Origin of the sequence: Streptomyces sp. NPDC127177 (assembly GCF_042672475.1) — a bacterium.
GTDB lineage: Bacteria > Actinomycetota > Actinomycetes > Streptomycetales > Streptomycetaceae > Streptomyces.
This window is the reverse complement of the sequence record NZ_JBHXUW010000022.1, coordinates 1-17,540: the sequence shown is the minus strand read 5'-3', so window position 1 is coordinate 17,540 and position 17,540 is coordinate 1. Positions and strand designations below refer to the sequence as shown.

At 71.0% G+C, this 17,540-nt stretch carries 15 protein-coding genes; 5 read left to right on the top strand and 10 right to left on the bottom strand.

The genetic code is table 11. From position 1 onward, the window contains the following. Positions 1-12: 12 nt before the first annotated feature. Both ACFVJX_RS15870 and ACFVJX_RS15865 read left to right on the top strand, forming a co-directional pair. Positions 13-1,359, top strand: coding sequence for a glycosyltransferase (locus ACFVJX_RS15870; protein WP_384124907.1), 1,347 nt, complete (start codon positions 13-15; stop codon positions 1,357-1,359). Then, positions 1,356-3,563, top strand: coding sequence for an ArnT family glycosyltransferase (locus ACFVJX_RS15865; RefSeq protein WP_384124909.1), 2,208 nt, complete (start codon positions 1,356-1,358; stop codon positions 3,561-3,563). The genes ACFVJX_RS15870 and ACFVJX_RS15865 overlap by 4 nt, the downstream gene beginning before the upstream one ends. A gap of 3 nt (positions 3,564-3,566) precedes the next feature. On the opposite strand, the gene ACFVJX_RS15860 is transcribed toward ACFVJX_RS15865, so the two are convergent. After that, entirely contained in the window at positions 3,567-4,430 is an 864-nt protein-coding gene (locus ACFVJX_RS15860; protein ID WP_384124910.1) for an endonuclease/exonuclease/phosphatase family protein, read from the bottom strand. A gap of 138 nt (positions 4,431-4,568) precedes the next feature. Here ACFVJX_RS15860 and ACFVJX_RS15855 point away from each other — a divergent pair, with 138 nt between their 5' ends. Both ACFVJX_RS15855 and ACFVJX_RS15850 read left to right on the top strand, forming a co-directional pair. Next, the gene (locus ACFVJX_RS15855) at positions 4,569-6,092 is read left to right on the top strand and encodes an MFS transporter (protein WP_384124912.1); all 1,524 of its coding nucleotides are present in this window, start codon (positions 4,569-4,571) and stop codon (positions 6,090-6,092) included. Between the two features lie 148 nt (positions 6,093-6,240). After that, positions 6,241-7,023 carry a TetR/AcrR family transcriptional regulator gene (locus tag ACFVJX_RS15850; RefSeq protein WP_384124914.1) on the top strand — a complete coding sequence of 261 codons (783 nt, stop codon included), beginning with the start codon at positions 6,241-6,243 and terminating at the stop codon, positions 7,021-7,023. Here the strand turns inward: ACFVJX_RS15850 and ACFVJX_RS15845 are convergent. The 5 genes from ACFVJX_RS15845 to ACFVJX_RS15825 all read right to left on the bottom strand — a co-directional run bounded on the left by ACFVJX_RS15845 (position 7,017) and on the right by ACFVJX_RS15825 (position 12,478). Beyond that, positions 7,017-7,958 carry an NAD(P)-dependent oxidoreductase gene (locus ACFVJX_RS15845; protein ID WP_384124916.1) on the bottom strand — a complete coding sequence of 314 codons (942 nt, stop codon included), beginning with the start codon at positions 7,956-7,958 and terminating at the stop codon, positions 7,017-7,019. The genes ACFVJX_RS15850 and ACFVJX_RS15845 overlap by 7 nt on opposite strands. Positions 7,959-7,962: 4 nt before the next feature. Then, positions 7,963-8,433: a PPOX class F420-dependent oxidoreductase gene (locus tag ACFVJX_RS15840; RefSeq protein ID WP_384124918.1), complete on the bottom strand. Its 471-nt coding sequence runs from the start codon at positions 8,431-8,433 to the stop codon at positions 7,963-7,965. 26 nt (positions 8,434-8,459) lie between these two features. Then, the gene (locus ACFVJX_RS15835) at positions 8,460-9,278 is read right to left on the bottom strand and encodes a YceI family protein (RefSeq protein ID WP_384124920.1); all 819 of its coding nucleotides are present in this window, start codon (positions 9,276-9,278) and stop codon (positions 8,460-8,462) included. A gap of 177 nt (positions 9,279-9,455) precedes the next feature. After that, a complete protein-coding gene (locus tag ACFVJX_RS15830; RefSeq protein WP_384136768.1) occupies positions 9,456-11,933 on the bottom strand; it encodes a DHA2 family efflux MFS transporter permease subunit in 2,478 nt (825 codons plus the stop codon). Positions 11,934-11,956: 23 nt separating this feature from the next. Further along, entirely contained in the window at positions 11,957-12,478 is a 522-nt protein-coding gene (locus ACFVJX_RS15825; RefSeq protein WP_384136766.1) for a MarR family winged helix-turn-helix transcriptional regulator, read from the bottom strand. 736 nt (positions 12,479-13,214) lie between these two features. Between ACFVJX_RS15825 and ACFVJX_RS15820 the strand changes: the two genes are divergently transcribed. After that, a complete protein-coding gene (locus ACFVJX_RS15820) occupies positions 13,215-13,427 on the top strand; it encodes a hypothetical protein (protein WP_356319176.1) in 213 nt (70 codons plus the stop codon). Between the two features lie 30 nt (positions 13,428-13,457). On the opposite strand, the gene ACFVJX_RS15815 is transcribed toward ACFVJX_RS15820, so the two are convergent. The 4 genes from ACFVJX_RS15815 to ACFVJX_RS15800 form a co-directional block, all read right to left on the bottom strand. Continuing rightward, the gene (locus tag ACFVJX_RS15815) at positions 13,458-14,336 is read right to left on the bottom strand and encodes a hypothetical protein (RefSeq protein WP_384136764.1); all 879 of its coding nucleotides are present in this window, start codon (positions 14,334-14,336) and stop codon (positions 13,458-13,460) included. Positions 14,337-14,393: 57 nt separating this feature from the next. Next, complete coding sequence (locus tag ACFVJX_RS15810) at positions 14,394-15,260, bottom strand: RNA polymerase sigma factor SigF (protein WP_384136762.1); 867 nt, start codon at positions 15,258-15,260, stop codon at positions 14,394-14,396. A 234-nt stretch (positions 15,261-15,494) separates the two neighbouring features. Continuing rightward, positions 15,495-16,361, bottom strand: coding sequence for an RNA polymerase sigma factor SigF (locus ACFVJX_RS15805; RefSeq protein ID WP_384136771.1), 867 nt, complete (start codon positions 16,359-16,361; stop codon positions 15,495-15,497). A 353-nt stretch (positions 16,362-16,714) separates the two neighbouring features. Then, positions 16,715-17,008 (bottom strand): Dabb family protein, encoded by a 294-nt coding sequence (locus ACFVJX_RS15800; RefSeq protein ID WP_384136760.1) that lies wholly within the window; start codon positions 17,006-17,008, stop codon positions 16,715-16,717. Positions 17,009-17,540 lie beyond the last annotated feature (532 nt).

Sequence of the window (17,540 nt, the reverse complement as noted above, 5' to 3'; positions counted from 1 at the left end):
AGTGTCGATGTCATGCGAACCGACACTCCTTGGGGCACCCTGCCGGCCCGGGAACACCTGCTGGCCGGCGCGGGCGATATGGCGGGTGCCCCCGTACTCGATGTGGTGGTACCCGTCTACAACGAGGAGAAGGACCTCGAACCGTGTGTGCTGAGACTGCACGACCATCTGGCACGCACCTTCCCGTACGCCTTCCGGATCACCGTCGCGGACAACGCGAGCACCGACCGGACACCGCAGGTGGCGCGGCGGCTCGCGCAGACGCTTCCGCGGGTGCGGTCCTTCCGGCTGGAGGAGAAGGGCCGCGGCCGGGCGCTGCGAACCGTCTGGTCGCACTCGGACGCCCCGGTCCTCGCCTACATGGACGTGGACCTCTCCACCGATCTGAACGCGCTGCTCCCGCTGGTGGCACCGCTGATCTCCGGCCACTCCGACCTGGCCATCGGCTCGCGTCTCGCCCGCAGTTCACGGGTGGTGCGGGGGACGAAGCGGGAGTTCATCTCCCGGGCGTACAACATCATCCTGCGCTCGTCGCTGGCCGCCCGGTTCAGCGACGCGCAGTGCGGGTTCAAGGCGATCCGCCGCGATGTGGCGCAGCGGCTGCTGCCGATGGTCGAGGACACCGGCTGGTTCTTCGACACCGAGCTGCTGGTGCTCGCCGAGCGGGCCGGGCTGCGCATCCACGAGGTGCCCGTCGACTGGGTCGACGACCCGGACTCGACCGTCCACATCGTGCGGACGGCGACCGAGGACCTGAAGGGCGTCTGGCGGGTGGGGCGCGCGCTGGCCGTCGGCGCGCTGCCGCTGGACCGGCTGGCCCGGCCCTTCGGTGACGATCCGCGCGACCGCGGGATCGGCGGGGTGCCGGGCGGACTGGCCCGCCAGCTCGTCGGGTTCTGTGTCGTGGGCGCCCTCTCGACCCTCTTCTACCTGGCGCTGTACTCGCTCTTCCGGCTGGGCGTCGGCCCACAGCTCGCCAACGGTGGCGCGCTGCTGGTGTCGGCCGTCGCCAATACGTCGGCCAACCGGCGGCTCACCTTCGGTGTACGCGGCCGGGGCGGGGCCGTACGCCACCAGGCGCAGGGGCTCGTGGTGTTCGCCATCGGCCTTGCGCTGACGAGCGGTTCGCTGGCCGCGCTGGGGGCGGCGTCCGGATCGCCCTCGCACGGCACCGAGCTCGCCGTGCTGATCGCGGCCAACCTCGCGGCGACGGTGCTGCGCTTCCTGCTCTTCCGCGCCTGGGTCTTCCCGGACCGCGACCGGGGCGGTGACGTGGGCGGCCCGGCGCACACCCCGCCACCCCGCCCGTCCGCCGAGACGGCCGACGACACCCACCACGAACTGAGGAACGCCCGATGACCACGCTGCACCCCGACCACCTCCCGGCCCCGCCGGACGCGCCCCCGCCGGGCGCCCCCGCGGCCCACGGGCGCCCCGGCCGGTCGCTGCCGCACCGCCTGTGGCGCGGCAGGCCCGAGGATCCCCGCTGGGCGCGCCCGGCCTTCCTCGGCATGCTGCTGGTCATCACGCTGGCCTACCTGTGGAACCTCAGCGCCTCCGGCTACGCCAACTCCTTCTACTCAGCGGCTGCGCAGGCCGGCAGCCAGAGCTGGAAGGCGTTCTTCTTCGGCTCGCTGGACTCGGCCAACGCCATCACCGTCGACAAGCCCCCGGCCACCCTGTGGCCGATGGCCCTGTCGGTGCGCGTACTCGGCCTCAGCTCGTGGGCGATCCTGCTCCCGCAGGTGCTGATGGGTGCGGCCACGGCCGGGGTGCTCTACGCCGCCGTACGCCGCCGATTCAGCGTCGCCGCAGGGCTGATCACCATGGCGGTGTTCGCGCTGACGCCCGTCGCCGCGCTGATGTTCCGCTTCAACAACCCGGACGCGCTGCTCGCGCTGCTGATGACCGTCACGGTCTACTGTGTACTGCGCGCGATGGAGAACGGCCGCACCAAGTGGCTGGTGTGGGCGGGTGTCGCGGTCGGACTCGCGTTCCTGTCCAAGACGCTCCAGGCGTTCCTGATCCTGCCGCCGCTGGCGGTCCTGTACGCGGTGTTCGCCCCGGTCTCCGTGCGCCGGCGCTTCGGCCAGCTGGGACTCTCGGCCCTCGCGATGGTCGTCGCCGGCGGCTGGTGGGTGGCGATCGTCGAGCTGTGGCCCGCCTCCTCGCGCCCGTACATCGGCGGTTCGCAGAACAACTCCTTCCTCGAGCTGACCTTCGGCTACAACGGGCTCGGCCGGATCAACGGCGACGAGACCGGCAGCGTCGGCGGCGGGGGCGGTCCCGGCGGCGGGTCCGGCGGTCAGTGGGGCGAGACCGGCATCGGCCGGATGTTCAACTCCGAGATCGGCAGCCAGATCTCCTGGCTGCTGCCCGCCGCGCTGATCCTGCTGGTCGCGGGAGTCTGGCTGACCTGGCGGACAGGCGGGCACCGCCCCGGCGTCGAGCGCCGGGGTACGACGGGACTGGCACGCGCGGCCTTCCTCGCCTGGGGCGGCTCGCTGCTGATGACCGCGGGCGTGTTCAGCTTCATGGCCGGGATCTTCCACCAGTACTACACGGTGGCACTGGTCCCCTACATCGCCGCCCTGATCGGTATGGGCGTCACGGTCCTGTGGGAGGAGCGGTCCCGCTGGTGGGCGGGGGCCACGCTCGCGCTCACGGTCGCCGTGACGGCGTACTGGGCGTTCGTGCTGCTGGGGCGGACCCCGGACTACCTGCCGTGGCTGCGTCAGGCCGTCCTGGTCGCCGGGCTCCTGGGCGCGGTGGGACTGCTGTTCGCGGCCCGGCTGGGACGCCAACTGGCCCTCGCCGCCGTGGGTCTCGGGTTCGCCGCCTCACTGGCCGGGCCGGTCGCGTACACGTTGAACACGCTGAACACCGGGCACCAGGGCTCGATCGTCACGGCGGGACCGTCCTCCGGCGGGATGGGCGGGCCCGGTGGCGGTGGTGGCCGCGGCGGTGGCATGCAGCCGCCGACCGGCAAGCAGGGCGGAGGCATGGGACAGCCCCCGACCGGCGGCCGGGGCGGACAGCCGCCGACCGGTAACCAGCAGGGCCAGGGCCAGGGCCGGACCCAGGGCGGCCCCGGTACGTCGCAGCAGGGACAGGCCCAGGGGCAGCAGCCCGGCGGGATGCCCGGCACGGGAGAACGCACCAGGGGCGGCGGCGGTGGCGGCATGGGCGGACTGCTCAACGGCGCGTCCGTCGACGCCGCGGCCAGGAAGCTCCTGACGGCGAACGCCGACGACTACACCTGGAGCGCCGCGGCCATCGGCTCGCAGAACGCCGCCAGTTACCAGCTCGCCACCGGCGACCCGGTGATGGCGATCGGCGGCTTCAACGGAAGCGACCCGTCCCCGACGCTCGCCCAGTTCAAGAAGTACGTCGAGGACGGCCGCATCCACTACTTCATCTCCAGCGGAGAGGGCGGCGGTGGCGGCATGGGCGGCAGCAGCGGGACCTCGTCGAAGATCTCCGCCTGGGTGGAGGCCAACTTCAAGAAGGTCACGGCGGGCAGCGCCACGTTCTACGACCTGACCCGGCCGACGAGCGGCTGAGGCTCAGCGCCGCAGCAACAGGTCCGCGACGACGGGGCGGTGGTCCGAGGCGAGCGTCTCGGCCACCGCCGCGTCGCGTACCCGCACGGTGTCCTTGGACACCGCCACGTAGTCGATCCGCTGGACGGGGTCCTGCGCGGGGAACGTCAGGGCGCCCGGCTCGGCGTCCGTCAGGTTCTCCCAGAGCGGGGCCAGTTCGGGGGCGGCCGGCGGCGCGTTGAAGTCGCCGAGCAGGATCTGCCGCACGGGCCCGCGCTCCGACTTCCGGTCCTCGGCCATGATCCGGCGGGTGTCGGCCACCTGGGCGGTCCGTACGGACGGGTCACCGCGGTAGTCGAGGTGCGTGGCGTAGACGTGCACGGGCAGGCCCTTCACCCGCAGGACCACCTCGCCGAAGCCGGGCGCGGGCGCCGGTACCGGATCCGGGTCCTGGGTGGAGAGCCGGGTGATGTCATGGTTCTCGGCGCCGGCTATCCGGTACCGGGACAGCACCGCGACCCCGAACTCACGCCGCGGCGCACCGGGCGTCGCCGGATCGAGGCTGTAGATCGGGGCGAACGACACCCGCATGCCGAGCCGCCGGCCCAGCTCGCCCGCCAGGTCCCGCCACTCGCTGCGGGCGTCCCAGTGGACGTCGACCTCCTGGAGCCCGATCACATCGGCGTGCAGCGAGCGGAGCTCGGCCACCTGCCGGTCGAGATCGAAGACGTTGTCCATGCCGGCGCCCGCGTGGATGTTGTACGTGGCCACGCGCAGCGGCACCGGCGGCCGCGGGCCGTGCCCGGACGCCGAAGCCGGAGGCGCGAGCGCCGTCCCCAACAGCCCTGCCGCGAGAAGGACTTCCACCGTACGACGACGCAGTGACATACCACTCCAGCCCTTGTCGGATCAGCGACCGGCACCGTACCGCGGGAAAAGCCGGTTGTAGGCCCGGCCGGAGCAGCTATACGGTGTACGTCGATTCCCTGTACGCCGTATAGGGGCCAGGCCGACCCGGGAGTCCGAATGACGGCGACCGCCGCCGAGCAGAACCGTCTCTCGCCGACGAGCCATCCCCAGCGCTGGCTGATCCTCGGCGTCATCTGCCTCGCGCAGCTCACCGTGCTGCTCGACAACACCGTGCTCAACGTCGCGATCCCCTCCCTCACCCGGGAGCTGGACGCCTCCACGGCCGATGTGCAGTGGATGATCAACGCCTACTCGCTCGTCCAGTCGGGGCTGCTGCTGACCGCCGGCAGCTCGGCCGACCGCTACGGCCGCAAGAAGATGCTCATCGCGGGGCTCGCTCTCTTCGGCATCGGCTCGCTAGCGGCCGGGCTCGCCCAGTCGGCCGCCCAACTGATCGCCGCACGGGCCGGAATGGGCATCGGGGGCGCGCTGCTGATCACCACCACCCTCGCCGTCGTCGTCCAGATCTTCGACGAGAGCGACCGGGTGAAGGCGATCGGTATCTGGTCGACCGTCAACTCGGTCGGCTTCGCCGTCGGTCCGCTGATCGGCGGGGTCATGCTCGACCACTTCTGGTGGGGGGCGATCTTCCTGATCAACATCCCGGTCGCCGTCATCGCGCTGATCGCCGTGGCCCGGCTGGTGCCCGAGTCCAGCAGCCGGGCCGGGGAACGCCCCGACCTGCTGGGCGCCCTGCTCTCCACCATCGGTATGGCCGCGGTCGTCTACGCGATCATCTCCGGACCGGCACACGGCTGGACCTCCGGACAGGTGTTGCTGACGGCCTTCACCGGGGCCGCCGTCCTCACCGGATTCGTGCTGTGGGAGCTGCACATCCCGTATCCGATGCTGGACATGCACTTCTTCCGGAACCAGAGGTTCATCGGCGCGGTCGCGGGCGCCGTCCTGGTCGCCTTCGGGATGGGCGGCTCGCTCTTCCTGCTCACCCAGCAGTTGCAGTTCGTCCTCGGCTACGGTCCGCTGGAGGCCGGTCTGCGGACGGCCCCGCTGGCGCTCAGCGTCGTCGCGCTCAACCTCACCGGACTGGGCGCGCGGCTGGTGTCCCGGCTCGGCACGCCCGTCACCATCGCCGCCGGAATGGGGCTGCTCGCCGCCGGTCTGGCCGCGATCGCGCTGCTGGGCGGGAACGGCTACGGCGGCATGCTGCTCGGCCTGGTCGTGATGGGGGCGGGCATCGCGCTCGCCATGCCCGCCATGGCCAACGCGATCATGAGCGCGATCCCGCCGGAGAAGGCGGGTGTCGGCGCCGGGGTCAACGGCACCCTCGCCGAATGCGGCAACGGCCTCGGGGTCGCGGTGCTCGGCGCGGTGCTGAACTCACGGTTCGCGGCGCTCGTCCCGGCGGCCGTCGGCGCCGCCTCGCTGCCCGCCGCACTGGCCGCGGCGAGCGGCGAGGGGGAACGCCTTCGGATCACGGACGCCTTCGCCTCGGGTCTAGAGACGAGCCAACTGGTCGGGGCCACGGCCGTGCTGCTGGGCGGACTGCTGGCCGCCGTACTGCTGCGCCGGGCGGAGCAGGCAGAATCGGCTCGGGCTGACCAGGCCGCGGCAGCGGCATAGCATCGGGTGGGACGTACCGGACCGTACGACTCCGGTTTCCGGGCAAGGGGTACGTGTACGTATCCGGTTCGTCCGCGACTCCGGTTTCCGGGCAAGGAGTACGCGTAGGTATCCGGTTCGTCCCGCCGGCGAGACGAGGGAGTGCGCCATGGTGTCCGCGGCCGACCGCGTGAAGAACCCCGCCAGGACCAGCGTCTGGCTGGACAGCAGGGTGCCGACGCGCAGCCGTAGATCCCACCAGCCGGCCGGGCTCGACCGGGAGCGGATCACGGCCGCGTCGGTCCGGCTGCTGGACGCCGAGGGGCTCGCCAGATTCTCCATGCGCCGCCTCGCCGCCGAGCTGAACGTCACGGCGATGTCCCTGTACTGGTACGTCGACACCAAGGACGATCTGCTGGAGCTGGCCCTGGACGCGGTCCACGCCGAGATCGCGACCCCGGGCAAGGACGCCGACTGGCGCGACCGGCTGCGCGAACTGGCCACCAGCTACCGGAGCATGCTCGTCGGGCACACCTGGGCCTCCGCGCTGGCCGGGAGCTTCCTGAACATCGGCCCGCACTCGCTGCTGTTCTCCTACGCCGTCCAGGACATCATCCGGGCCACCGGACTGCCCCTGAGGCACCAGCCGGGCGGGATGTCGGCGGTCTTCCAGTTCGTGTACGGGTTCGGCACCATCGAGGGGCATGTCGTGCAGCGCTCCGCGGCGGCGGGGCTCAGCCAGGACGACTTCTACCGGGAGGCGCTTGGCACGATCAGCGCCCAGCCTCAGCTGAAGGAGCTGCTGGAGGCCTCGCAGAGCCTGATGGAGGCGCGCGGCGGTGACACCGTCGAGGAGATGCGGGAGCGGGACTTCGGCTTCGCCCTCGACCTGCTGATCGCGGGCATCGAGGCGATGCGTGAGCGCGCGGAGGGTTCCGGGTCCGCTCAGTAGCCGCGTGCCGGGTCCACGGCGAGTGCCGGTACACGGCCCGCCGCGAGCTCCCGCAGGCAGGCCGCGAAGTCCGTGACGATGTCGTCGTCCGCCGTGATGCCCGCGGAGTGCGAGGTGACCACCGTCCGGGGCAGCCGCCAGCAGGGGGCACCGGGCCCGGCGGGCTCCTCGGGCAGCACGTCGAGCACCGCGCTCCCCACCGCCCCCGAGCGCAGCGCTGCCTCCAGCGCCACCAGGTCCACGGTGGCGCCCCGGCCCACGTTGATGAACGTGGCGCCGCCCATCGCCGCGAACCGGTCCGCCCCGAAGTAGCCCCCGGTCGCCCCGGTCAGCGGAAGCGCGGCGATCACCCAGCGGGCGGCAACCGGCTCGTCCGGACCCGCCATCGCGTCGAAGCCGGGCGGGACCTCGCGCGGGGTGCGCGCCACACCCACCGTCCGGATGCCGCAGGCCCGCAGCAGCCCGCCGACGGCCGAGCCGATCCGGCCGGTGCCATGGACCACGGCCGTCTGCCCGGCCGCGAGTTCGGAGGGGATGCGGCGCCACTCGGCCCGCCCGTGCTGTGCGGCGAACTCCGGGACGGACTGGCAGCCGGCCAGCACCCAGGCCAGCACGTACTGCGCGATCCGCTCGCCCATCCGGCCCACCGTCCGGGTGAGTAGCGCGCCGGGCGGCCACGGCCCGGAACCCAGCAGGGCGTCCGTACCGGCGTTGACGCTGTGGAACCAGAGCAGCCCGTCCCCGCGCAGCGCTTCCGGCAGCGTGGCCCCCACGTAGACACAGGGGCCGTCCGGCGCGGCAGCGCCTTCGCCCAGCCGCTCCACCGGGCGCCCGGCGATCCGCTCCAGCGAGCGGACCACGGGCGCGGTGAGGCCGGGCGCGGCCAGCAGCCGCGCCCGTGCGAGGAGTTCGGCACCGGGCGGGGGAACGGTCACGGAATCAGGCCTTCGGAGCCAGATGCGCCGGGAAGCCGCCGGTGGCGACGGGGCTCCACCGCTCCGGAGTGACCCGGATGATCGACTTGCCCTGCTTCACCATCGCCGCCCGGTACTCGTCCCAGTCCGGGTGCTCGCCCGAGATGCTCCGGAAGTACTCGACGAGCGGCTCGACCGAATCCGGTGAGTCGATCACCTCGGCCGAGCCGTCGACCTGCACCCACGGCCCGTTCCACTCGTCGGACAGGACGATCAGGCTCACCCGTTCGTCCCGCTTGGCGTTACGGGTCTTGGCCCGTTCGGGGTAGGTCGAGACGACGATCCGGCCCGCCTCGTCGACGCCGCAGGTGAGCGGGGAGCCCTGGGGACGCCCGTCGGACCGGGTGGTCAGCAGGATCGCCCGGTGCCTGGGCCGTACGAATGCCAGCAACTCGTCGAGTTCCACGGCTGTGTTGGTCGCGATGTTGGGTGCCATGGAACAGACCCTACGACCGCGGTGGGTCAGACCGCCGGAAGGGCGTCGCCCTGCACGGCCTGGATGTCGAGCTCCACCCGCAGCGTCGTCCCGATCGCCGAGATGCCCGCCTGGACCACCTGGTTGTAGTTCATGGCGAAGTCCTCGCGGCGCAGCTCGGCCGTGGCCCGGAACGCGGCGCGCACGCCGCCCCACGGGTCGGGGCCGGTGCCGAGGTAGCTCAGGTCGAGGTCGACTGGGCGCTCCACCCCGTGCAGCGAGAGGTCACCGTGCACGGTCCACCGGTCGGGGCCGGCCGGGGTCAGCCCGTTGGAGCGGTAGGTGATCTCCGGGAACCGGTCCGTGTCGAGGAAGTCCGGGGAGCGCAGGTGCTTGTCCCGCATGCCGTTGCCGGTGTCGATGCTGGCGGCGCCGATGACCGCGTCCACCCGGGAGCGCTGTACGTCCTCGGAGATCTCGATCCGGCCGCCGAACTCGGTGAACCGGCCGTGCACGCTGGAGATCCCCAGGTGCTGGGCGACCGCGCCCACCGAGGAGTGCGCCGGGTCCAGCGACCAGGCGCCCGGCGGCGGCAGTTCCACACCGCCCTGGCGGGCCAGTACCACCGTGCCGGCCTCGACCCGGCCGCTCGCCGTGACGAGGGCGGTCGATGCGGCGGGGGCGTATCCGACCGCCGTCACGATGACGGTGTACGCGCCCGCGGACAGCGGGGTGTCCGTCCACACCGCCCCGTCCTCGTCGGCGGCGGCGCGCAGCACCTGCGTACCGGTCATGTCGGTGACCGTCACGACCGCGTGCTGGACGGCCCAGCCGTCCCGCGTGCGTACCTGTGCGCGAAGTCCCATCCCGTTTTCTCTCCTTGCTCAATGACCCGTCCGCTCATGGAACAGGTCACTCAATGAGTCGGGCCCCGGGGCGGGGACGGCAGGCCGTCCCCTGCCTGCCGTCCCCGCCACCGGGGCCCATTTCCACCGGCCCGGACAGCCTCTCCGCTCGAAGCGCCGTCCCGCCAGGGGTCTTGACTACTCGCCGGGGTGGGCGAGCTCGATGTCGTGGCCGTCGACCCCGCGACCGGCCACGGTCAGTGCGCCCGCCACCGGCGGGTAACCGGTCGCGATGACCGAGTACTCGCCCGCGTCCAGGTCGGTGAAGGCGTACGCCCCGTCCTCCCCGGTCGTCGAGTTGGCGATCACATTGCCCGCCGCGTCGATCAGCGTGACGCGGGCGTCCGCCAGCGGCCGCCGGTCGGAACCGGCCCGCACGACGCCCTGCACCAGTGCGCCGGAGCGCAGTGCCGCGTCGACGCGGGTGACACCCTGGCCGCCGATCTCCACCGGGAGCGCCATCGGGCGGAACCCGGCGGCGTTCACCGCGACGGTCACCGAACCGGGGACCAGCTCACCGAAGGTGAACTCGCCGGCTTCACCGGACTTGCCGGTGGCCAGCACGTCGCCGCGCACATCGGTCACGATGATCATGGCGCCCTCGACCGGCGCGCCGGTCTCGGCGGCCCGCACGGTTCCGGCCAGCCCGCTCGTACCGGCGAGCAGGATGTCGTAGGCGAGTGTCTCCTCGCCGACGACCACGGTGGACGCCTGCGGCTGGAAGCCGTCGGCGGAGGCGATCAGCACGTACGAGCCGGCGCCCGGGGCGTCCAGTCCGTAGCTGCCGTCGGCCTGCGCGACCGAGATGCCCAGCTGCCGGCCGCCCAGCGAGATCAGGGTGACGGCGGCCTGTCCGACGGGCGCGCCCTCGGAGCCGCGCACCACACCGCGTACGGCGGTGCCCTGCAGGGTCGCCACCGGAGCGGCCTTGACGGTGTCGACGGGGGTGTCGACGGCGGTGACGCCGGCCGAACCCTCGGAGACCAGCGCGGTGGTGCCGCCCGGGACCTCGGCGAGTGTCTCCGCCTCGACCGGGGCGTCGTTCGCCGCCCTCGTCCTCAGCGCGACCTCCTTGATGAAGATCGTGATCAGGAAGGCGAGCAGCGCCGCCGGAGCCGCGTACAGGAAGACGTCACCGACGCCGTGCCCGTAGGCGCCTTCCACGACCGTACGGATCGGCGCGGGCAGCTTGTCCAGGTCGGGGATGCCCCCGCCGCCGGTGCCCATGGACGCGCCCTGGGGACCGAGGTCCGTGAGGCCGTCCTTGACGTAGTGGGTGACGCGGTTCGCCAGGACGGCGCCCAGTGCCGAGACACCGATGGCACCACCGAGGGAACGGAAGAAGGTGACGACGGAACTGGCGGAGCCGAGGTCCGAGGGGTCGACCTGGTTCTGGGTGGCGAGCACCAGGTTCTGCATCATCATGCCGATGCCGAGACCCATCACGAACATGAAGATCGCGATGTGCCAGTACGTGGTGTCGTACCGGATGGTGCCGAGCATGCCGAGACCTGCCGTGAGCAGGAAACCGCCGCTGACCAGCCAGACCTTCCAGCGGCCCGTCTTGGTGATGATCTGGCCCGAGAGGGTCGAGGAGAGGAACAGACCCGCGATCATCGGGATCGTCATCACACCGGACATCGTCGGCGACTTGCCGCGCGCCAGCTGGAAGTACTGGCTGAAGAAGACGGTGCCCGCGAACATCCCGATACCGACGAACAGCGAGGCCAGCGAGGCCAGCGTGATGGTGCGGTTGCGGAAGAGCCGCAGCGGGATGATCGGCTCGCTGGCCCGGGACTCGGTGAAGACGAAGAGCAGGGCCAGCACCAGGGAGCCGGCCAGCATCGCACCGGTCTGCCAGGACATCCAGTCGTACTTGTCGCCCGCGAAGGTCACCCAGAGGAGCAGCAGCGAGACGGCGGCGCTGATGAAGAAGGCACCGGTCCAGTCGACCTTGACCTCGCGCTTGACGACCGGGAGCTTCAGGGTCTTCTGGAGCACGATGAGGGCGATGATCGCGAACGGCACGCCCACGTAGAAGCACCAGCGCCAGCCCATCCAGCTGGTGTCGGTGATGACACCGCCGAGCAGCGGGCCGCCGACGGTGGCGACGGCGAAGACCGCGCCGAGGTAGCCGCTGTAGCGACCGCGCTCGCGCGGGGCGATCATCGCGGCCATCACGATCTGGGCGAGGGCGGAGAGACCGCCGACGCCTATGCCCTGCACCACACGGCAGGCGATCAGCATGCCGCTGCTGGTCGACAGACCGGCGACGACGGAGCCGAGGACGTAGATGATCAGTGCTATCTGGACCAGCAGCTTCTTGCTGAACAGGTCGGAGAGCTTGCCCCACAGGGGGGTGGTCGCCGTCATGGCCAGCAGCGAGGCCGTGACGACCCAGGTGTACGAGCTCTGGCTGCCGCCGAGGTCGGAGATGATCTCCGGCAGGGCGTTGGAGACGACGGTGGACGACAGAATCGCGACGAACATGCCGAGCAGCAGCCCGGTGAGTGCTTCCATGATCTGCCGGTGTGTCATCGGCGTGCCGTCGGAGGAGTCGTTCCCTCCGTGCTTGGCGTGGCCGCCCCGCACACCGGTTGGTGTGGTCGTAGCCATTTAAATCCTTGTCTTTGCTTCTGTTACACGGGTGTACGGGTGTACGAGCCGTTGGAACTGTCGGCCGGCCGGGAGCGGCAGTCGCCGCTGTGCTTCCCGGGGGCGCATCCGCCGGGACCGCGACAGGAGAAACTGTCGCGCAGCCGGGCCAGCAGCGTGGTCAGCTGCCCGACCTCTTCGTCGGACCAGTCCTGGAGATGGTGGGCGAACATTTCGGTGGTCCGGCTGTTCAGGTCGGCCAGCACGTCCTTGCCCGCGGCGGTCAGCCGCAGGATCCGTGAGCGCTTGTCAGCCGGGTCCGGAGACCGTTCGATCCAGCCGCGTTCCGCCACGTGAGCGACGTGCCGGCTGGTCACCGACATATCGACATCGAGCAGCTCGGCCAGTCCGCTGATCCGCATCTCACCGTGCTGACTCAGCAGGGCCAGCACGGCCGCGGAGCCCGCCGGGCATTCCACCGGAAGGATGCGGCCGAGTCCCCGCTTCACGGCGCCGATGGCGCTGAGCTGCCGGGCCAGTTCTTCGTACTGACTCCGTGCGGCCACGGGACCCCCAGACATCTCACACCGGTCATCTTGTTGCTTAGGGCAACCATAGAAGCCGTTGGTTGCTGCAGGCAAACGAAAAGGGGCTTGCATAAGTAAAGGAACCCAAAAGGCTCCGTAGGGTGTGGGTCAAACCCCCAGCGTGTGGGATGCGCGGGAGGCGGATGTGTCTCGTGCCACACCTCGTGACGCGGGTGGCGTGCCGTTGGGGGCGCCTCCGAGGGGCGCCTCCGAGGGGCGAGCCGGCCCGAGGGCTTCGAAGGGCGAGGGGGGTGAGGGGGCGAGGCGGCAAGCTCCGGGTGGGCCGGGTTCACCCTTCGTACGGTTTCGCGCGTCCGGTCGTACGGGTTCCTGGGTCCGGTCGTACGGTTTCGCGCGTCCGGTCGTACGGCTTCGAGTCTCCGCGAGCGGTGGCCGACCGCTCCTCGTGAGTCGAGCGGCCGTTCGCGCATCTATACGGGAGGACGGGAGGGCGGGAGGACGGAAGAGAGGGCGGGAGGATGGACGAGAGGGCAGACGGGAGAGCGGACGGGATCGGGAGCGAACCTCAACTGGCCCGTGGCCCGGGGGTGTTGTCTGGCGGAGGTAAGGGCAGGGGCCGGCCGGCCCGGAGGGTTCCCCGCTGCTCACCCGCCCCGTCGTCCGTGGTCACTCACCGGATCCCCCCGCCGTGGTCTCGCGCCTTCACCGCCCCGGGGGTTGGGCGTTTGTGCCGAGTTCGCTAGGGTCCTGGCCCATGGCACACAATCCCCACGCACCGCAGGGTCCCGAGGGCACCGGCGACCCGGCAGGCAACACTCAGATGTTCCGCGCCTTCGTCGACGAGGGCGAGCCGCAGCGCCGGCAGCAGCCGGCGGCCGTGTCGTCCGGACCGAGGACCGGTCTTATCGCCGCGGTCGTCGCGGTGATCGTCGTACTCGGCGCGGTCGCCTGGCTCGCGCTCGGCTGACCGGCCCTCCGGCCGGCCCGTCCCCATCCGTCACTTCCAGACGGCGGTGACGTCCCGGGTCTCGATATGCATGCCCAGGGGCACCCGCCAGGCGTCCACACAGACCGTGTACGTCTTCTTCCGCGCCGCTTCCGCGCCGATCGGTGCGGGCAGCGGCGCTGTCGATTTCCGGGTCGCCCAGTCGATGCCCAGCCCGCCGATGATGTGCGTGGCGAAGGTGACGGTGCCCGAACGAACCGGTGAACCACCGGTGTTGCGGAACTCCACGGTCACCTTCTCGCACCACCGCTCGTCCGCCGCCGCACGCCCCGGGGAGCCGACCTTCAGCACGGCCGGCCCTGCGGGCGTGGAGGATCCGGGCTCGGAAGGCGTCGTCGGGCCGGTGGGGCCGCTGCCGGAGCCCTCCCCGGAGCCACCGCCGCTGCCGGCGGTGGGGCCCGTGCCGCCCGTGGAGCCGCCGGACGGACTGCCCGATGCGCCGGAGCCGCTCGACGTACGACCGGGCGTACCCGGCCGCCCGGCATCGCCTCCCGCGCCGACAGCGGCGCCGGAACCCGCGCCGTCGGCAGCGCCGGAACCACCGGTACCGCCTGCCTTCGCGCCGCTCTTCCCGCGGGTCGCATCCGAGGAGCCCGGCGAGGGCGAGGCGCCCTCGCGTCTGCCGTTCCCGGCGCCGTCGTCGCTCCCGCGCCCGGCCCCGTCCAGCGGGACCAGCGTGACCTTCCCCGAGGGCGCGACCGCGCCCGACGGGGCCTTCCCGGGGGTCGCCCGGACCGCGCCGACGGCCGTGTAGCCGCCGCCCGCCCCGGCGCCGCAGCCCGCCAGCGCCCCGCCCAGGCACAGCACCGCCGCCGAGGCGGCGATAGCGGTGCCCCGGCGGCCGGGCGGGCCGAATGTCTGACGTCGCATCGCGCCAGTGTGGCTGACGGTCCGTCAATTCGGAACCCCTGCGCGGCTGCGCACGGGTCAGTCGGCGATGAGACCCTCCCTGAGCTGGGCGAGCGTGCGGGTCAGCAGGCGCGAGACGTGCATCTGCGAGATGCCGACCTCCTCGCCGATCTGCGACTGGGTCATGTTGGCGAAGAACCGCAGCATGATGATCTGCCGTTCCCTGGGCGGGAGTTTGGCCAGCAGCGGCTTGAGGGACTCGCGGTACTCGACGCCCTCCAGCGCCGCGTCCTCGTATCCCAGCCGGTCGGCCAGCGAGCCCTCGCCGCCATCGTCCTCGGGTGAGGGCGAGTCCAGCGATGAGGCGGTGTAGGCGTTGCCGACGGCCAGGCCGTCGACGACATCCTCCTCGGAGACCCCGAGCGCCTTGGCGAGTTCCGGCACGGTCGGCGAGCGGTCGAGCTTCTGGGCGAGCTCGTCACTGGTCTTGGTGAGGGCGAGCCGCAGCTCCTGGAGCCGGCGGGGCACCCGCACCGACCACGAGGTGTCGCGGAAGAAGCGCTTGATCTCGCCGACGACGGTGGGCATCGCGAACGTCGGGAACTCCACGCCGCGTTCGCAGTCGAAACGGTCGATCGCCTTGATCAGGCCGATCGTTCCGACCTGGACGATGTCCTCCATTGGTTCGTTACGGCTGCGGAACCGAGCCGCGGCATAACGCACCAGCGGCAGGTTGAGCTCGATGAGTGTGTCCCGCACATAGGCACGCTCAGGGCTGTCCGTACCTTCGGGACCCGGTGCGGGACCCAGTGCGGCAAGCCGCACGAACAGCGAGCGGGACAGCGTGCGGGTGTCGATGGCTTCCGACGAGCTGGTGAGCACAACGGGTGCGGGTGCGCTCTTGGTGAGCGTGAGCACCTTCGAGCTGCCCTGTTCTGCGGACATGCCACCCCCTTGAGGTCGCGGACGGTCGCGGTGGCCGCGACCATCGGAGGAACGCAGCCTCCACCTGAATACCGGAGGGGAGGCGGCGGCAAACGCGGTTCCCGCAGAATGTCACATGTCGGCAACACGCTGTAGTGACTTGTCGACAAGTCTTGGGGGAGTCTGTGCAGTTAACAAGGGGTGTGCCGCATTTGGTCCGGCGAGAAGGTCCTGGGAGCTGTTTACCCGATCCGGTTACGCCTCGATCCTGTTTGCGGATCGAAGTCGGGCGAAACTTCTGGCGAGGAGCCTTGACACGTGCATCTGTGAGACACCCAGTTCGGCGCTGATCTGGGACTGCGTCAGATTGCTGTAGTAGCGCAGCAGGAGGATCCGCTGCTCGCGCTCGGGGAGTTGCACCAGCAGGTGCCGGACCAGATCGCGGTGTTCGACGCCGGCCAGGGCCGGGTCCTCGTATCCGAGGCGGTCCAGCAGCCCGGGCAGCCCGTCGCCCTCCTGGGCGGCTTCGAGCGAGGTCGCGTGGTACGAGCGCCCCGCCTCGATGCAGGCCAGCACCTCGTCCTCGGAGATCTTCAGCCGTTCGGCGATCTCCGCGGTGGTGGGTGAGCGGCCGTGAGCGGTCGTCAGGTCCTCGGTGGCGCCTGTGACCTGGACCCAGAGCTCGTGCAGCCGGCGCGGCACGTGGACGGTCCGCACGTTGTCCCGGAAGTACCGCTTGATCTCGCCGACCACGGTCGGCATCGCGAAGGTCGGGAACTGGACACCGCGTTCGGGGTCGAACCGGTCGATGGCGTTGATCAGGCCGATCGTGCCGACCTGGACGACGTCCTCCATCGGCTCGTTACGGCTGCGGAACCGCGCGGCGGCGTACCGCACGAGGGGGAGGTTGGCCTCGATCAGCGCGGTCCGGACCCGGCCGTGCTCGGCGGTGCCCGGCTCCAGCCCCTTGAGCTGCCCGAACAGCACCTGGGTGAGCGCCCTGGTGTCCGCGCCCCGGGTCCTGGCGGGCGCGACGGTGTCGTCGGGCGTCTCGGTCTCGATCGTCTGCACCGGCTGCGTCTGCACCGGCTGCGGCTGCGGCTGCACGGACTGTGCCTGCACGGACTGTGCCTGCACCGACTGTGCCTGCTGTGCGGGCTGCGTCTGCTGCGTCTGCTGCGCCTGCTGGGCCGGTTGGGCCGACGGGATCGTCGTCTGGGCACCCGGTGCCGTCTGGGCGGCCTGCGCCGTCTGGACGGTCTGGGGAGGCACTTGAGGCGCTGTACTGGCCGGCACGATGACGCCACCCCTTTGCGGTCAACTTCGGTCAACTCATCCGTCAAAAGCGGTCATAGCATCACAAGACATGTCCACTATGTGCAAGCACCCCATAGCGCCGTGTTGACCTCGAATCGGTTTAAACACAAAGAAAAGCCCCTCACCGCCGTGGTGAGGGGCTCGCAGGGCCGAAGGGGTCAGAACGGGTAGTCGGCGATCACCCAGGTGGCGAATTCGCGCCACTGACCGGCGGCCGCCTGGTGGGCCGGATGCTCGATGTAGTTCTTCAGCGCGGCCTCGTCGGCGACGGCCGAGTTGATGGCGAAGTCGTACGCGATCGGCCGGTCGGTGATGTTCCAGGCGCACTCCCAGAACTCCAGGCCCGGGACCTTGTCCGCCAGCTCCTGGAAGGCCCGGGCCCCCGCGACGACCCGCGGATCGTCCCGCTCGACGCCGTCGTTCAGCTTGAACAGGACCAGATGGCGGATCACGGGATACTCCTAGTTCACGAGCTCGGACATGAAGTCACCAACGCCCTGAGCGGCACTCGAAACGCCTTCGAACCCTACCTGTACGAGATCTGCGGCCCTGGCCGGGGACGTGATGATCGTGTAGAGCACGAAGACGACTATCAAGTAGAGAGCGATCTTCTTCGCTTGCACCATCTGCCCCTGACTCCCCTTCGTTCCCCTGTGCAGTCGGGCGAGTCTATCCGCACGAATGGCCGTATCCACGTGCCGTTTCCGATCACTCATCCCGTCTTTAAGGACCAAGGGCCCGGCGATCGGGGCCCTTTGCCCGGCCTCGCGGCTTCTGCGAAGAGGGAGGATGGGCGACGAGCCCGGCGGATGTGGCAGAAGGTCCGCGGGGCCAGGGACGGGCCCCCTCTGTGGGGTTCTCGCCGCGCCGTACCCCCGATCGCGGCGAGGCCGGCAGGGCCTGTCCTCATCGGGGGAAGCGGCTTGTCCCCCCGATGCCGCTTCCCCCGACCTGAGCAGCGCATACGAACGCCGGCCCCGGCTC

What these genes read in the sequence shown, in the direction of transcription:
- ACFVJX_RS15870 (WP_384124907.1), top strand. Translation starts at nt 13, where the DNA reads ATGCGAACCGACACTCCTTGGGGCACCCTGCCGGCCCGGGAACACCTG.
- ACFVJX_RS15865 (WP_384124909.1), top strand. Translation starts at nt 1,356, where the DNA reads ATGACCACGCTGCACCCCGACCACCTCCCGGCCCCGCCGGACGCGCCC.
- ACFVJX_RS15860 (WP_384124910.1), bottom strand. Translation starts at nt 4,430, where the DNA reads ATGTCACTGCGTCGTCGTACGGTGGAAGTCCTTCTCGCGGCAGGGCTG.
- ACFVJX_RS15855 (WP_384124912.1), top strand. Translation starts at nt 4,569, where the DNA reads ATGACGGCGACCGCCGCCGAGCAGAACCGTCTCTCGCCGACGAGCCAT.
- ACFVJX_RS15850 (WP_384124914.1), top strand. Translation starts at nt 6,241, where the DNA reads ATGGTGTCCGCGGCCGACCGCGTGAAGAACCCCGCCAGGACCAGCGTC.
- ACFVJX_RS15840 (WP_384124918.1), bottom strand. Translation starts at nt 8,433, where the DNA reads ATGGCACCCAACATCGCGACCAACACAGCCGTGGAACTCGACGAGTTG.
- ACFVJX_RS15835 (WP_384124920.1), bottom strand. Translation starts at nt 9,278, where the DNA reads ATGGGACTTCGCGCACAGGTACGCACGCGGGACGGCTGGGCCGTCCAG.
- ACFVJX_RS15830 (WP_384136768.1), bottom strand. Translation starts at nt 11,933, where the DNA reads ATGGCTACGACCACACCAACCGGTGTGCGGGGCGGCCACGCCAAGCAC.
- ACFVJX_RS15820 (WP_356319176.1), top strand. Translation starts at nt 13,215, where the DNA reads ATGGCACACAATCCCCACGCACCGCAGGGTCCCGAGGGCACCGGCGAC.
- ACFVJX_RS15815 (WP_384136764.1), bottom strand. Translation starts at nt 14,336, where the DNA reads ATGCGACGTCAGACATTCGGCCCGCCCGGCCGCCGGGGCACCGCTATC.
- ACFVJX_RS15810 (WP_384136762.1), bottom strand. Translation starts at nt 15,260, where the DNA reads ATGTCCGCAGAACAGGGCAGCTCGAAGGTGCTCACGCTCACCAAGAGC.